The sequence below is a fragment of the Sphingobacteriaceae bacterium GW460-11-11-14-LB5 genome (assembly GCA_002151545.1).
In the GTDB taxonomy this organism is placed as follows: Bacteria; Bacteroidota; Bacteroidia; order Sphingobacteriales; family Sphingobacteriaceae; genus Pedobacter.
Genome location: CP021237.1, coordinates 165,375 through 180,023, shown reverse-complemented (window position 1 = coordinate 180,023; position 14,649 = coordinate 165,375). Strand labels below are relative to the sequence as shown.

Below are 14,649 nucleotides of genomic sequence, written 5' to 3'. Positions count from 1 at the left end.
TAGTCTGTTTATTATTATTCTTTTATTTTAAAACTCGCTGTAGCACCTGCAAAAGCGCCATCTGGCAAATTACAAGCTATGCTTTTTGGTTTTGATAAACCCGGCAGTTTAAGTTCTACATGTACAGTAGTATGCTCCTGTGCAGGATCTGCCAGGTAAAGCACTGGGCTTTTAGTATTCAACTCTTTAATGTAAACGGTACAAGGCTGATCAACATGGAGGAATAATCCGTTAACCGATAATGTGCCTGCCTTGTAAAACACAGCCTGCAACATATTTAAACCTATATGTTTTACCGCCTGGATTTCTTCTGTATTTTTTAATACCTGTATCATCGATCGGTTGTATTTCTTTAAACCTTTAGCATCAATTCCCGGCAAAACCAGGTATTGGTAGCTGGCATGCTGGGGATTTTGACCATGATTTAACCAGATTTTAAATACCTTATGTTGCAATTCGGTTTTGCTCTGAAATTGATTGATGCGGTACCAGCTTCCATTTTGGGGATTATTGCTAATCTCTAATTCCCCACCTTGGGGAAATATATACCCAATACTATCATGAAGTGCCCAGATTTCGCTGTTGCCATTAGCATGTGCGCCATTTGATGAAATGACCTCACCCCTCGACCAGGTCTGGTTAATGGTGGTGGTGATATTTTCTTTCGAATCACTCCTAATCCCAGCGCCTAAACAAACTATTTCCTGATCAAAAAAGAACCAGGCTTTTTTGGCCTGAACACTATCGTAGTTTAAATCGTAACACGAAACGCCATAAACACCATCACTAACTCCGCCTACAAATTTGGTTGTACCCGGAATTCCCCAATCGCTTTTAATGGTTGCGCCATGATCATCGGCATAATCTCTACTGGTGGTTCCGGGGATTTTATCCCATTCCCATACCGGCATCAGATTGGCATATTCAGCTCCATTGCGTTGAATATTGGTTGCCCCATCGGGTAAAAATTTCCCCAATATATTTTCGTTATTGCCACGCTCCGTACGCAAGGTTAGGGTAGATGCGCTTTGGACGCTAAAAGTATATGCAGGACGAACATGCAGTGTATAACCGCTTTTCCAGTATTGGTTGTGACCAGGTGTAAGCCCATAACCGGCAGGCTTTTTACCCGACGTTCTTAATGCTGAAGCATCCCAGTAAGCCGTATTTTCGGGATCGAATAGCTTAATTTTACTGACGATACCACCCAGACCGCTGCTTAACGAATCTTTACGGCTAATCCCGCGTCCGCGTACATTAAAATCGTAGAACGATCCTCTTATGGTTTTTAAGAAAGTATTTTTAAGGTAATTGACCAGAATAGCCAACTGATCTTTCGGCAAAGCATATTCCGTTTCCCTTAAATAAAAAGCCGCATTAACCGAATTTCCGGCAAACACCCTTCCATAACTGGCAATGGCCTGTTGTTTTCCATGTTGGTAATAACTGCCATCAACCTGAACACCTTCTTTTCCGTCGATTATCGCAATAGGTTCGAAGAGATATTTCGCCGCAGAATCTAGGGTCGCCTTATTCTGGGTTAAACAGGCCCGGTATAAATAATGTAACGCCTCATCAGAAGTGTTGGCACCATCACCAACTCTTAACTTTCTGATCATCCGTTTAATCAATGCATTCTCTAAGGCTGGAGGAAGTCCTGTTTTTGCACTGCGCATCAATATCAAGGTTTGCCCGATCGCTTGCGGATAAAAAATATCGTTGTACCACCAGTTTTTGTTCTTCGGGTTTTTATCCAGCCAGTTCTGTAACGATTGAACAATCGCGCTATGGAGCGCCGCGTTATTATACAGCTTGTTCGATGGGCGGATATAAACCGTTGCCATATCTTTAATCCGTTTTAAGGGATCATATTGGGCATCGGCATAATTAACATCCTGCCAGCTGCCATCAGTATTTAGATTTTTAAGGTGCTGGCTAACCTCATCAGCCAGGGGCTTATCTTTAACAAAAGTCTGCAAATCTTGATTAATCCGTTGCAGAATAATATTAAAAGGTTCGTTTTGTGCTTTCGATGATATACTCATCAGCACTAAGCATCCCGCCAGGAATCCAAGTCTAACTTTTTGGTGAAACTTTATTTTGTCGTTTGTTTTTTTATTTACGGCAAACATCATTATTTTTTATTTAAGCCCCAGAACCAGTTTTGATATTGACTATAAGGAAAATCTGGCGCTTGTTTTTCTTCAAAGCTAGCAGAAACCAGCTGTATGGTTTCTCCAATTATGGTTTTTTTAATTTCAATTTTGATTCTTTCGCCTTCTTTAAAGAGCTGATAACCTACTTTACTCCGCTTATTCGACCGGATGGAGAATTTACCCATGTTGCTCACTAATGTTAAGCTCCCTCCCTTTAAACTGTTTATTTTAATGTTTTTTGTCTCGCCATTTTGCATATCTGCGCTGACCAAAAAAGCACCTTCTGCCCTAAGCTGCTTAAACGACACATTTTTCCAGCTGGATGGAATGGCCGGGAAAATCCTGATTTTATCTCCCCAGCTTTGGATCAGCATTTCCTGCACCGATGTTGCTGCAGCCAATGGTGTTTCGATAACCGGCCCTGATTCGCGGTACAGGGTATTGACCTGCATAAAACGATCGAACAGTTCATTTAACCACTGGTAAGCCATATCGCCATTTCCCATACCGGCATAAATGGAGGCCGCACCGCTAAAAGAAAATCCAGCAAGCGCAATTTTATAAGAAAGCCAGTTTTTTAAAGATAAGCTGATCAGTTCCTTATTTTCTGGCTGCTCCCAATTCACCAGATTATATGGGTAAATCATCAGTAAGTGTGAATAATGCCTGTGCGAGCTGTTTAACGGCACGTCTTTACCAATCAAAAACCCGGTATCTCCAACGGGAAATGGTGCCAGGTTTTTCAATATCAAGTTCCATTTATCGGCGTCGGCATCTTTTAACTGCTGTGCTTTATTTACCTTAATTAAAGTTTGCAAAGCCCAGCTTAAACTCGATAAGGTATAATTTGCATCTTCTGCATTTTTGTATTCCGGAGAATGAGACATTGGAAAATGATAAATCCCCTTTTCATCTTGCTTAAGCTGATGAATTAAAAAATTTGCCGATCTTTTTAATAAAGGATAAATTTTAGTGCGGAGGGTCTGCTCATCTTTATTATAGACATAATACTGGTAATAATAATATAACATCCAGGTGAGGTTTGCAGGCTCAAAAGTCCCTTTGTTAATCTCTGCTTCCGTAATTGGGCTGACCAGATCGTAAGAAGAGCTCCTTCCTATGGCAGCAGCATCATTACGCCATTGCGCCGGAACATTGTTGATTAAGTTTTGCTGATGAACATTTAAGGCCTTAAACAACGATTCGCCTAATTCTAAATGATTGGCCGTAAAAATTGGCGAATAAGTAAGCTGGGTATTTAAATTCCACCAGATGGCTGGCCAGGGTGTAGCACTTGTCCAGGGACCCATTAAGTCGGCTATGGGTTTATCTGCACGGGTTATCGAAGCGAGTTTATAAAGCTGTATCCAATAAAAATTTTCCATGCGTTTATCGGGCAGGGCAACAAAACTCTGCTGATAATAGCGATGCCACCAATTGCGGTGTGCTACAATAGCTTCCTTACCGGAATTAAAGTTTTTAAGGTTAGTTAAGGCTTCTTGAGTTTCATCAAGATTATTATATCCATCGTAGCCCACACTCACCAGCAGTTTACCAGCACTGGCATGACCACTAATTTGATAAGCTGTGGTATAACCACCATTATTGAATAAGGGTTGATTACAAAAAGTATAACCGTTTTCAGTCGAAATTTTTACAGGCGGGTTTTCGGGATAGTTTGCAGGTTTATCTGTCGGGTAGCCTTGCAGGTATCTCGGGCTGATACTTTTACCCGGGTTCCATTTCCAGGCTGAAACTTTTTCTTGCTGCGTGGCATTAACCGAAATACTAATTACATTTTGATTGACTGCAACAAAGGCCGTAAAGGAGATTGTTCCCTGCGTTGTAGATATGCTGCCTTTGGCTTCGGCATTGTAAATATCGAGCTCAATTTTGGCACCTGTTATTTTACCTTCAGTTTTAAGCGTAAAATAACCGATGGGCAGACGCGATTGCGTATACAATTTACCTGCGGCAGGCATCAGTTTTTCGCGGTGATCGACCACATCACTCCTGCCAATATCGAAACGGATTAGACTGTCGTTTTCTTTATAAATATTGGTACCGAGCAACCCGTTACCCAGAATAATACCACTGTAATAATCTTTACCAAGATGATCCCATTTTAAGTTTTGCCTGGCCATAAAAACAGGCCAGTTTACCTCATTAGCTGGTATTTGCGCCACACAGGTAATGAAAGGCAATATCAGCAAGGATACAGAGAGGTATGCTTTCAGTAAGCTACGGGTGTATCTTAATTTGTTAAACGGCATTTCTATTTAATTTTCGCTTCAATAATAAATTTTAACATTTAAAAAAGCCACCAAGCCAGGCAAGGTGGCCCCAAACTAACGATACTAACCATTTTTTATCAGACTGAACTGATGTTTCATATTTTTTACCAGCCTGGATTTTGGATCAATGCGGTATTTTTTGCGATTTCTGAAGCCAACATCGGGAATAAACCATAGTTGGCTGGAAAATGATGTTCACGCACATCTACATATTCGTAGCTATAAGTATTGCCTGTTTTGGTAATCTTAACGCCACGTATTGGTTTTTCAAAATCAACCGCAGCTGTTTTCCATCTTCTGGCATCCCACATACGGTGTTCTTCCATAAACAATTCTACATCGCGTTCTTTTTGTATAATGGTGCGCATTTCATCTTGTGTAGCATCGGCCTTAATTCCATAATTACCATCTGTACCTGCAGTAATACCAGCACGCTCTCTTATTTTCCTTAGCTGGGCGTACACTTCTGCTACTGGTCCACTATACTCGTTAAGGGCTTCAGCATAATTCAATAAAATTTCTGCATATCGGATTAGCCCCCAGCACCGCTCTCCATTCCCTGTAGAATTTTCTAACAGATATTTACGTGGAAAGTAACCCGTATTAAATCCAAGCGGCCCACTTACAGCGTCTGTTGTGCCAGAACCTACATAAGTATTTACCGGAGCAGCATTATTACCGCTTAAAATCCAGGGTGCTCCGTTATAAATGACAGAATTGGCAAAACGGGGATCACGGTTGGCGTAAGGATTGGCCGGATCGTATAAAGAACCTGCTTCATTAATGGCTTTACCATTAATCATCGGAAACTTATCTACTGTTTGCTGGCTTACCGTAAAGGCATAACCACCAGATCTGCTCTGTGGCAGTAAAAAAGTTTCAAACTCACGTTGTGCACCCCTCATTGCCGCAAACAGGTATTCGCTGTTTACCCGCATCTGAAAAACCTTATAAAAGCCATATCCGTTTCTGTTGGTTGTACCGCTTGCCGCACCATTATCTACATATAAAGAATAGTTACCGGTATTGATAATATCCAATGCAGCATCGGCAGCCTTTTTCCAGCGTTCTTTATCGTAAGCAGCATAACCTGTTAGCTCACGCACTTCACCTCCCGTAGCAAGTTGACCACCGTTAAATAAAGGACTTGCGGCATATAGTAAAACACGCGATTTTAAACCCATGCAGGTTCCCTGGGTAATACGACCATAATTTTGGGGCTGAGAGGTTACAATGGTTACATTGGTCGGTAAATCTGCTTTTGCCGCGTCGCATTCTGAAACGATATAATTTACACACTCCTGGTAGGTTGATCTTTTCAAGTTAAAATCCTCGGTAATATCATAAACCTTATCACCCAGTAATGGTACACCTCCAAAAGCCCTGATCAACAGGAAATAATACCAGGCTCTTAAATACCTGGCTTCGGCAATCATGCCTTTTTTGGTTGCTGCACTTAATGGTGCACCACCAATATTCTGCAGAAGTACATTTACCCTTCTGATATTTTGATAAGGAACCGACCACATACCGGTAAAATCGCTATTGGTTGAGCTTTTAGACACCAGACCAAAGGCAATAACCACTGCTGAATTTTGGGTACCGTTGTAACGGCCCGCAACACCTTCATCAGCCGCACCCGAATGCCCACCGGCATCAAGGTACTGAATATCATATTGAAAGCCAACCTGCTGATAGATGCGCGTTAAAAACGCCTGGGTATTTATACTGTCGGCAAAGGTAGTTTCTTCGTTTAAGGTAGTTAAAGTACTCTCATCCAATAAGCCTCCTTTTTTACAGGAATAGCTGATGATGATAAGCGCAAATAAGGCTATGATGGAAATTTTCTTTTTCATCTGTATAATGATTTATTTTCTAGTTGATGAAGCTATCATGGGCATATTCATCACTATTTTTAAACAGCATGCCCATGATGGTTTCATGATCATTTAATTAAAATGTAACATTTAATCCAAGATTATAAATACGCTGGGTTGGATAAACACTGATTACCGTTGTGGTACTGTTTCCATTTTCAGGATCTACCTGGTAAAGGTCGGTTACGTTGGTCCAGGTAAGCAGGTTGTTACCATTGGCATATAGCCTTATTGCAGAAAGGCGTAGTTTTTTAGCCAATGCATTTGGAAACAGGTAGCTGATTTCTGCCGTTTTTAAACGCACATAATAATTGTCTCTCGTCCAAAAATCAGAGAAATTGTTGGTTGCGTTTGGAAAATTGGTTACCGCATTACCACCCAATCGTGGAAAGATAGCTGTAGCAGCTGTTTCTGGTGTCCAGCGTTGCAAATGTATCGGCTGATAGTTCGAGTTTCCAGGAGTAATAGTCTCCGAGTGGAAACGGGTACTATAACCATATGAACCCTGGAAAAATACATTCAGATAAAAGTTTTTATACCCGAAATTAAAGTTTGCCCCATAGGTAGTGTTTGGCAGGTTTGGTTTGCCAATTACCCCTTTATCGGTATCATCAATAATTTTATCCCCATTCAAATCCTGATATTTCATATCACCTGGACCGACTGCTGTTGTTGGTTTGGCCACATTAGGATCGGCGATTTCTGCTGCAGTATAAAAGCCTAAAAAGTGCCATCCAAAATACTGACCAATTGGGTTGCCTGTAGCCGCTAACCAGGGATAAGCAGGCTGTGCTTCATCTTGATACAGGATTTTATTCTTGGCATAAGAAAAGGTTAACCTAACCCCTGCCGAGAAATCGTTAATTTTTTCGTTGTAGCTTACCTCTCCGTCAAAACCTCTGTTATTTACTTTACCCAGGTTAACCGGTGGTAAACCTACCCCAATGGTAAAGGGAACACTTTGTCTGGTGGTTAAAATATCGTACCTGTCGTTGTTGAAATAATCGGCAGTAATTTTTAGCTTACCTTTAAACATGTTCAGGTCAATACCCACATCAAGTTTCTTTTCTTTCTCCCAGGTTACATCCAGGTTTCCTAAACTACCCTCGGTAATGCCGTTATATGAGGTAGGTGATGTACCAAAATTGTAAGAACCCGTTCCTAAAGTATATAGCTGAAGGAATTTTTTCGCCCCACCAATATCATCCGATCCCACCATACCATATGATGCTCTGATTTTAAATAAATCTATAAACTTGATATTATCCGAGAAAAATTTCTCTTCAGAAATATTCCAGCCTATCGATGCAGCAGGGAACCAACCTTTGGTTTTCGAACCTGTAAAACGGTCGGTACCATTGTAGGCGGCGTTAAATTCAATCAGATATTTGTTTTTGTAATCGTAACCACCCCTAAGCGTTGTTCCTGTAATTACTGTTGGCACTCCTGGACCTTGATTGGCATCACCTGTAGTAGTGGAATTAATTACACGGTTATCGTTATACAATATCAAACCATATACACGGTGGTCGCCAAAATTGCGATCGTAATTTAAAGATGATTGTGTACTTAAGGTACGGAAAATACTGGTATTGCTGTATCCTGCTGCAAATGGCGGAGTACGGTACTGCGTAGCATTTAATGGCAGGTAAAGCCCCGTAGCCGAATTATATAAGTAATAAGGTAATGCGGTCCTACTTGCACTTACGCTATAACTTTGGGCACTTGCATATGATAGTAATACTTTAGCCGCCAAACCAGGTGTAATAAAATCTAACTTCTGACTGGCGCTCGAAACAATATTCAGGTCATTATCAAAAGTTCTCGAATAGCCTGACTCTGCCAAACGGCCAATAATACTGGTATTTGCATTGGTTAACAAAGGGTTGTATGGGTACGAGCCATTTGGGTTGGTAACCGGGAAAGCCCAGGGTGGTAAATAACCACCACTGTAAATTTCGCCAACAATACCATTTCCGTTTGCATAATAGGCATTGCCCTGTTGTGAATTAAAAGGCTGGTTGGTTTCGCCGAAACGTCCGGTTAAATCTAAGCGGATACTTAAGGTTTTGGTTGCCTGAATATCTAAGTTCGATCTAAAATTATAACGTTTGTAATAGAAATTACTATTTACACCGTTATCTGAACTAAAATCCCTTACATTACCATTCTGCCATAAATAACCTGCCGATACAAAGTATTTTACACTTTCTGTACCACCCTGAAAATCGAGGTTCTGCCTGGTAATCATAGCACCTGGTTTAAAAATGGTTTTCCACCAATCAATATCAGGATGTCCATAAGGATCGGTATGATCTCGGTAAGCAGCCAAATCGGCGTCTGTAGCATAAGCTTTATTGGTTAAATCGCCCGAATTTCTGAGTGCCTCATTGTTTAATAATTTAGCCTCATAAGAATTTAAGAATTCAGGAGTATTTACATCCATCTGATAACCTGCCTCCGACTTTAGATTAATTCGTGGTTTACCGGCTAATCCTCTTTTAGTGGTGATCACCAATACGCCATTCGCACCTTTAATTCCATAAACAGCAGTGGTGGAGGCATCTTTTAAAATGGAAACAGTTTCTACTTCATTGGGATCGATATCGGAAACCTGGTTATAATCATATTCCACATCATCAACAATAATTAAAGGAGAGGTACTACCGGCATAAGTACTTACGCCACGGATAAAGAAAGCTGCCCCGTCTGCTCCAGGTTGGCCACTTCTTTGTTGTGAAGTAAAACCGGGTAATCGCCCTGCGAGGGTATTCTGGATACTTGCACTTGGATTCTGTTTAATCTCTGATGCCGAAATCGAACTGATAGCCCCGGTATTGGTAATTTTCTTTTGCTTACCAAAACCAACAACCAACACTTCATCCAGGCCCTTAGTATCGGCCTTTAAATTGATGGATACTACTGTTTTTCCAGCAACATTAACCTCCTGGGTTAAGTAACCGATTGATTTAACAATAAGGGTTTTTGAGGTGCCTTTTAAAGTAAATTGAAATTTACCTTCACCATCACTTACGGCTCCATTATTGGTTAAGCCCTTTTCTACAATTGTAGCACCAGGTAAGGGCCCCGAATTGTCGACTACAGTTCCTCTAATAACCGTTTGCGCCAAAGAAATGCCGGGCAAAAGGGTAAAAAGGATTAATAATTTATATAATATTTTTTGCATAATAGGTATGGTTATCATTTAACAATTTTTAGAATCTCCAATTACCAGCCTGGGTTTTGTGTTAAGTTTCTGTTCTTGTTCACCTCGCTGGCTGCAATTGGATAACGATACATCTTAGCGGCATCGAACGACACATTGAGCGCATTTGTTTGAGTATAAGAGAATGTGCCATTTGCATTTTTGATAATCTGCATGCCATGCAAAGTGCCATTCAATACGGTTCCGGCTATTTTCCATCTGCGTATATCCCAAAAACGCTGCTCTTCGAAAGCCATTTCCACCCTACGTTCATGTCTGATCGCCTCTCTCATTTCGGCCTGGGTCATAGTGGTTTTTAATCCATGTTGATATCCTGCTGTGCTGCCTATCGCAATACCCGCCCTTAACCTTAAAGCTTTTAACTGGTTAAAAGCTTCAGTTCTGTTTACGGCATTATCTGCAGCTTCGTTCATGGCCTCGGCATAATTGAGCAGAATTTCGGCATACCTGAAAATCGGGAAATTGTGTGTTTGATTGCTGTAAACCGAAGCACTTTCAAAAGTTTCGTTCAAAAATTTACGCATGTAATAACCGGTCCGGGTTTGCACGTTTACCGCACTTCCAGGTCTGTCTAAACCTCCATCATAGGTTTGGATTATTCTATTTAACCATTTTGCGTTGTTGTGAAAAATAGTTCTGTAAAACCTTGGATCTCTGCCTGTGTAAGGATCTGCGGCATTATATCCTGATGCCGGATCACTTATCGCTCTACCATTAGCCATATCAAAAGCATCAACCAGTTCTTGCGTAGGGCTGGTGTAACCAGAACCCGATGCATTGGTAGCCGTATATCCGACAGGTGCATTCCTGGTTTCGAGATCGAAAGTTACTGCTCGCTGGTAGGCAAGAATAACCTCACTATTTTTACGTGTGTTAAAAACCGAAGTATAAGCGGCAGTTAATGAAAATATATTCAGGTTCATTACATCTTTAGCCGCCTGTGCTGCCGCAGCCCATTTGGTTAAATCGTTAGTTGGATTGTTTAATGGACTGGCATCGTATAATAAAATTCGTGCTTTTAAGGCAAGTGCAACGCCCTGGGTTACCCTTCCATAATCTTCGTCAGCAGCCAGCGTGTTATCGGGTCTGGCGATAGCCTTTAAAGCATCACATTCATCAACCACATATTTTACACATTCAGCGTAAGTATTTCTGGGCAATTGAATATTATCATCTAGGCCTAAAACCTTATCACCCAATAATGGTACACCACCAAAACGTTTAATCAGTTCGAAATAAGCAATTGCTCTAAGTATTCTGGCTTCCGATTTCCAGAACACTTTTAATCCTTTTTGATTTAATGGCACCACATCAATATTGGCCAGGAATATATTGGCCCTTCTAATGGTTTTGTAATTATTGTCCCACGAGTTATCTACAGTAGCCACGGCAGAAATACGGCCGTTAACAAAATACTCGATGGTGCTTGCTGGCGATGAACTAATGGCATCATCAGAAGCTGCATCTAATACATCATTGCCTATTCTATTGTATCCATTTGGCAGATAAGAATAAATATCTGCTAAAAATGTTTTGGCCTGTATGCCCAGCGAGTCTGTTTTATCGAAAACGTAAGTAATATCCTGACTGGTTGGCTCTGTTTCGTATAGTGGCTTTTTACATGCCGTAAAACCAATGATGGTAATGGCTAAAACACCAACTATTTCTTTTATCTTAATTTTCATCTGTTTCTAATTTGTTTTTAATGGTGATGAAATGCTCATGATTCAGAATTCCCCTGAACGCCGTGAACTTTCATATCAACCCAGCATTAAAATTTCACATTTAAACCAGCGTTAACCACTCTTTGCAGCGGATAACCATTTCCGTAAACCTCAGGATCTACCCTATTATAAGCTGATAATGTAACTGCGTTTACAGCATTTACAAAAAAGCGGATTGAAGCCAGTTTTAGTTTACTGGTGAGCAGTTTCGGAAGTGTATATCCTAACTCAACATTTTTTAGGCGTACATAACTTCCATCGTGCAACCAGTATGATGAGACGGCTTCGTTATTCGGGTTTGAACCAATAGTTAAGCGCGGCTGTGTGGCAGTGCCTGCCGTGGCAGGTGTCCATCGGCCAAGATTTTGTTCAAATGCCTGTCCTAAACCATTGTTCTGGAATGCCCATTCTGTTGAGCCGGAAACATAAACATAACGGTTTTGAACACCCTGTAGCAGGGCAGAAAAATCGAAACCTTTATAGCTAAAACCTAAATTTAAACCATAAAACCAGATTGGATTATTGTTTTTGAGTGACTGAATATCAAGCTCGTTGATAATGCCATCGTTATTTAAATCTTTATATTTAATATCGCCTGGTACCGGGCTGTAGCCTTGTATTTTTGCACTTGAATTAATCTCGGCCTGGTTTTGAAACAAACCATCGGCGATATAACCAAAGGTTTGATCTTCGCGCTGCCCTGTTCTAACCATCCATGGGTATGGCCTATCGATCTCATCCTGATATTGAATGATTTTTTGGAGCGAGAAAACATTCGGAGCAATGTAATAGTTAAAGTTACCGATATTATTGCTGTACTTCAGGTCGAACTCTACCCCCGAATATCTGTTGATGCCTATGTTTTCTGCAGGATAGGAAGTACCCAATAATGCCGAACTCCTTCCTCTGGTTTGGACCAGATCAAAATTCTCATTATTGAAATAATCAGCAGCGATGGAGAGCTTGTTGTTAAACAAACTTGCATCAATACCAAAGTTATATTGGTTTGCTTTCTCCCAGGTAATGTTCAGGTTAGCCAATGTACCTTCTGTTGTTCCGGCGATTGCTGTTGGCGTGGTGCCATAATTGTAAGTACCACCCGTTACATAATATTGCTTATAAGCAAAATAACCAGCATTTGCATTACCTGTATAGGCATAGTTGGCTCTTACTTTAAGCGCATTTAGCCATTTGGTATCTTTTAAAAAATCCTCTTTCGCAATATTCCATCCTAAACCAAAGCCATAAAAGAACCCAAAGCGATTGCCCTCCTCATATCTGTTTAAGCCGCTATAACTTAAAGCAACCTCAGCCAAATACTTTTCTTTATAGTTATAATCTAGCCTTCCGGATAAATTACTAAAGATCATTGGGATTTGATTGGCCGTTTGCGCACTTTGCGAATTGTATTTTAAAAGTGCATTAATACTGTGATTACCATAAGTTTTATCTAGCCCGGCAGAAAAATCAACAAATAAATTTCTGCTCTGACCAGAATTGGTAGAAAGATTAATCTGCTGACCATCTACACCAAATTTCTGATATACATCAGGATTGGTACTCGCCAGTTTGTAAACCGCATACTGTTTGGTGCGGATAATGTTTTCTGATACACTGGTATTAAAACTGGCCAGGGCTTTTAACCATAAACCTTTGGTTACATTATCGAGCGTTTTCCGTAAAGAGATATCCGCAGAAACATCTCTTGTACTGTTATAAAAATAACCAGAGCGTGTTGTTGCTGCCCATAAATTGGTTTGATAATCAGAACTACCAGCCAGCGAGCCATTAGGATTAAAAACAGGATAAGCATTATTTGGTGTAGCAGCCAGTTGCGCAAAAATATTATTACCACCAAAGTTTGATAAGGTTGTACCAGTCGTAAAAATGGCAGTATTGGCCCCTGCTCCGCCTGGCTGGTTGCCATTTTGGATGCGACCAAATAAGTTTAAGTTTAATAAAGTTGTAGGCGTAATATCTATATCGATATTCGTACGAACCAAGTACCTTTTATAATCGGTATTGGTACTGTAAGTATTTTGATCATCCTGTTTAAGGATACCGCTCTGATTGAGATAATCTACGTCAAGAAAATATCTTGTAGAATTACCTCCACCATAGGTATTTAAATTATACCGGCTAAAAACTGTATTTGGTTTTAAGATCGTCCCATACCAATCTACATCAGGATGAAATACAGGGTCCGATCCGGTTGCCCAGGCATTTAAATCAGCAGCAGTATAACGTGGTGCTTTTCCATCGTTTGCCAATGCTTCATTGTATAGAGTAGCGTAATCAAAAGCACCTAAGGGCTGGGGCAATTTAATAGCCGATTGTAAACCTGCCTGTGCGGTTAACGAGATCCGCTGTTTTCCAACTTCCCCCTTACGTGTGGTTATCATCACTACACTGTTAGAAGATTGCTGCCCTAACATTACCGTAGATAAACCATCTTTTAGAATAGTTACAGATTCTATTTCCTCAGGGTCGATAGAAGGATAATCTCTCGGCACGCCATTAACTAAAACTAATGGTACATTTCCCCTAACTGTAATACTTGTTCCATCGGCACCCGGCCTGCCGCTGCTTTGTAAAGTATACAAACCAGCCAATCTACCAGATAATGCATTATTTATTCCGGCTACCGGAACCTTAATTAAATCGCTGTTATAAACGGTTGAAGTAGATTGCAGGTTGGTTGTTACGCTTTGTTCGCCATATAATACGGGTGTAGTAGCCTGGCGTTTTTGACTTTCGCCTAAACTCACGTTCAATAAAGCCTGATTCGCTTCTACCTCTTTTACCAGATAGCCGTTAAGCGTAAAGACTAAAACATCGCCTTCTACAGCACTTATTTTATACTTCCCGTTTTTATCGGTAGAAACACTGGTTCCGGTTTCTTTAATCGAAACCTTTACACCAAACAATGGATTACCAAAGTTATCGGTCACCGTTCCAGTTACTTCCAACCTATGGTTTTTAGTAAACCCAATTTTTCCCTTTACATGGCTTTTGACTCGTATGGTATTTGCATTGGCCACACCTGGGCATACAGCGTATACGGTTAACGAAAAAAGCATTAATTGCTTAAAGTAAGTTTTCCTCATATAGTTCTTGTTTGTTGGCTAGTTGCTTGTCCGGTGTTAAGGAATGGCAGGGCATTCGCTTTACTTACGGATAAATTTTGGTTATTAAATATTTGGTTATCACAATGCAATCAGTTACAAATGCATAGGGTCAAATCTATTTAGAAGCGAAAAAAAGAAGGGGGTAAAATCCTAAACAAATAGGTATAAAAATCCTAAATAAAGGCAGAAAACAGCATTAAACAAGGCAAATAATCAGATAAAGTGTTAAAATTGCTTTGCCAAA

At 40.5% G+C, this 14,649-nt stretch carries 6 protein-coding genes; all 6 read right to left on the bottom strand.

Annotated elements, in window-relative coordinates:
• Positions 1-14 precede the first annotated feature (14 nt).
• The 6 genes from CA265_00740 to CA265_00715 all read right to left on the bottom strand — a co-directional run bounded on the left by CA265_00740 (position 15) and on the right by CA265_00715 (position 14,384).
• Positions 15-2,135 (bottom strand): hypothetical protein, encoded by a 2,121-nt coding sequence (locus CA265_00740; GenBank protein ARS38291.1) that lies wholly within the window; start codon positions 2,133-2,135, stop codon positions 15-17.
• Complete coding sequence (locus CA265_00735; GenBank protein ID ARS38290.1) at positions 2,135-4,429, bottom strand: hypothetical protein; 2,295 nt, start codon at positions 4,427-4,429, stop codon at positions 2,135-2,137. The genes CA265_00740 and CA265_00735 overlap by 1 nt, the downstream gene beginning before the upstream one ends.
• Positions 4,430-4,554: 125 nt before the next feature.
• The gene (locus CA265_00730) at positions 4,555-6,306 is read right to left on the bottom strand and encodes a hypothetical protein (protein ID ARS38289.1); all 1,752 of its coding nucleotides are present in this window, start codon (positions 6,304-6,306) and stop codon (positions 4,555-4,557) included.
• Positions 6,307-6,403: 97 nt separating this feature from the next.
• Entirely contained in the window at positions 6,404-9,514 is a 3,111-nt protein-coding gene (locus CA265_00725) for a hypothetical protein (GenBank protein ARS38288.1), read from the bottom strand.
• Positions 9,515-9,555: 41 nt separating this feature from the next.
• Complete coding sequence (locus CA265_00720; protein ID ARS38287.1) at positions 9,556-11,238, bottom strand: hypothetical protein; 1,683 nt, start codon at positions 11,236-11,238, stop codon at positions 9,556-9,558.
• An 86-nt stretch (positions 11,239-11,324) separates the two neighbouring features.
• Entirely contained in the window at positions 11,325-14,384 is a 3,060-nt protein-coding gene (locus CA265_00715; protein ARS38286.1) for a hypothetical protein, read from the bottom strand.
• Between the last annotated feature and the right edge of the window lie 265 nt (positions 14,385-14,649).